The following is a 2,139-nucleotide window of genomic DNA, read 5'->3' as shown; positions in this document are numbered from 1 at the left end:
CTGCACCTTATGTTGCTGCAGCAATAATAAAGCCTGCTCAGCGCTGTCTGCCGCCAGCACCTGATATTGCGCCAGCATCAGCGTATCCTGCAGCGCTTCACGCAAACCGGCATCATCCTCAACCAACAAAATACGCTGTGTCATTCGCTTGCCTCCTGAACACTGTGTGAAAGTGGCAGTAGCATTTCAAAGCACGCTCCCTGCGCCATCGGCACATACCGTACAGAACCATGATGTGAATGCGCCACTGCCTGAACAACGGCCAATCCCAGACCTGTGCCTTGGGCACGTCCGGTCACAAAAGGCTCAAACAAAGTATCATGCAATGCCGGTGCGACCCCCGGTCCGTTATCTGTAAGACGTAACAGCAGCTTGCCACTGTGCTGTGCGCTCGCCTTCAGCTCCAGCACTATTTTTGCTTTGGCTGGTATTGCCTGCAGGCTGTTCTGGATCAGATTCTGTATAGCACCGCACAGCGCATGTTGATTGCCAATCAGCCGAAGCGAAGGTTCACTACAGAGCAGGGTAAAGTCAGCATCGTGCTGCACAAATAAGGCGTCAACCGCGGTTTCAACTTCTGCAATCAGGTTATCGAGCGTAAATTCTGCCACTTGCTGTGAGCTGCCGCTGCGGGCAAACAGCAGCATATCGCTGACCTGCTGCTCTAAATCCTGCAAACGGGATAATAACTTTTGCTGAAACTGCTGCTGAACCTGCCAGGTGGCTCTTGGGTTGGCCAGATTCTGCGCATACAACATAGCAGCAGATAAAGGGGTGCGTATTTGATGCGCCAGGGTGGCCATCATTTTGCCCAATACTGACAAACGTTGCATCTGACTAACCCGGCTTTGTAATTGCCGGGTTTCGGTCAGATCGGTCAGCATGATCAACTGCCCTGGCTGGGTATATTCGGTGTGCGTTAGTAAGGCATTAATTTGTAATTTAACCCGGCGGCCATCTTTTAGCGACACTTCCAGGCCGTCATCACGGCGGGGGCTAAAACAGCGGCTGATAATGGAAAACCAGGCTTCGCCTACCAAAGGCTCGCCCAACATCGATACAGCAGCAGGATTGGCCTGATACACCACGCCACGCTGATCCAATAAAATGACAGCCGCTGGCAATGCCTGCAATACAGGATCAAGCCCGGCTGATGCGCAATAGGCTGAGAGCTGATAGCCACTGGCTGCAACAACTGATAAGCCTTGCCGGGCAAAACCGGCAGGCGAAAAGTGCATAGCACTGGCTGACGTCATAAGTCCCCCTGAAACACATCGTTCAGAGCAACAATGCAGACATTATGCCAGCATTTTTATGATTTAATTCAGATGGTTAAACCTGTCAAAACTCTGACAGCAGCAATTACTCGTCTTTCCCCAGATTATACTTACGCATTTTTTCAACCAGGGTGGTCCTGCGCAGCCCAAGCACTTCGGCGGCTCTGGCAACAACAAATTCATGCCGCTCCAGCGCTTGGGAAATAAAGCGGATTTCAAGTTCGGCAAGGTATTCTTTTAAATCCAACCCCTGCTCCGGCAACTGTTGCAGCGTATCAGCATCTGATGCCAAACCGTTGTCATCGTCTGTGTCATCATCGTCGGTTGACTGGAACATCTCATTTAGCAGATCGCGTTCCTGCAAGCTTTCCGGATACTGCGGTACATAGCTTTCAATGTCCAGATGACGGTATTTTTGTGGCAACTCTGCCACATCAACCACCTGATCCGGATACATAATGACCATTCGCTCCAACAGGTTTGCCAGTTCACGTACATTTCCGGGCCAGCTGTGTAGCTGCAGGCTTTGCATAGCATGTTCGGTAAACTTCACTATTGCCTGGCTATGCTTTGCCTGCCGTTTAAGCAACTCACTTACCAACATGGGTAAATCATCTGTACGTTGGCTCAGAGCCGGTGTTTCAATCGGGAAAACATTCAACCGGTAGTATAAGTCCTCCCGGAAACTGCCTTCAGTAATCATCTGTTCCAGATCGCGGTGTGTGGCAGCAACAATTCTGACGTCGGCTTTAATCGGCTGGGTACCACCAACGCGCTCATACGTACGCTCCTGCAACACCCTTAGTAGCTTAACCTGCATATTCAACGGCATATCGCCAATTTCATCTAAAAACAGCGTGCC

General features: G+C 50.7%; 2 protein-coding genes. Both read right to left on the bottom strand.

Translation table 11 applies throughout. The features are described 5' to 3' along the window. Positions 1 to 140: 140 nt before the first annotated feature. Positions 141 to 1,256: a sensor histidine kinase gene (locus tag VIN66_RS05615; protein ID WP_331923050.1), complete on the bottom strand. Its 1,116-nt coding sequence runs from the start codon at positions 1,254 to 1,256 to the stop codon at positions 141 to 143. A gap of 106 nt (positions 1,257 to 1,362) precedes the next feature. Continuing rightward, positions 1,363 to 2,139, bottom strand: a 777-nt coding sequence (locus VIN66_RS05610; protein WP_331923049.1) for a sigma 54-interacting transcriptional regulator, incomplete at its 5' end; no start/stop codon positions are given.

The sequence above is a fragment of the Rheinheimera sp. genome, assembly GCF_036568245.1.
Taxonomy (GTDB): domain Bacteria; phylum Pseudomonadota; class Gammaproteobacteria; order Enterobacterales; family Alteromonadaceae; genus Alishewanella.
The sequence above is the reverse complement of the archived record's forward strand: the minus strand, read 5'-3'. Positions and strand labels throughout refer to the sequence as shown.

Bases quoted from the DNA above. Each gene is read 5' to 3' on its own strand.
- VIN66_RS05615 (WP_331923050.1), bottom strand. From the start codon at position 1,256: ATGACGTCAGCCAGTGCTATGCACTTTTCGCCTGCCGGTTTTGCCCGG.